Raw genomic sequence first — 346 nt, forward strand, 5'->3', positions numbered from 1 at the left:
CCTTTCCTTCTTTTCTCCCTTTTTTTTCTTTTCCTCTCCCTCCCCCCCTCCTCCCCTCCCCTCTTCTCCTCTCCCCTCTTTCTCTCTCCCTCTCTCTTCCCCTCCCCCTCTCTCCCTCTTTCCCTCCTTTTTTTCTTTTTCCTTTCCCCTTCTCTCTTCCTTCTCTCTCTTTTTTTTCCCTCCCTCCCTCTCCCCCTTTTCTTCCCCCTCCTCTTCTTCCTTTTTCCTTCCTCTCTCCTTTCCTCCCCCTCTCTCTTTCTTCTTTTCTCCTTTCTTCCTCTTCTCCTCCCCCCTCTCCCTCTCTTCCTCCCCTTCCCTTCTCTCCCCCTTTCTTTCTCCCTTCCTT

At 52.0% G+C, this 346-nt stretch carries 1 protein-coding gene; it reads right to left on the reverse strand.

The features are described from left to right. On the reverse strand, positions 1–346 hold a 346-nt coding region (locus KH400_RS30315), incomplete at both ends, for a hypothetical protein (RefSeq protein WP_217228596.1).

Source organism: Desertibacillus haloalkaliphilus, assembly GCF_019039105.1.
Classification (GTDB): Bacteria; Bacillota; Bacilli; order Bacillales; family KJ1-10-99; genus Desertibacillus; species Desertibacillus haloalkaliphilus.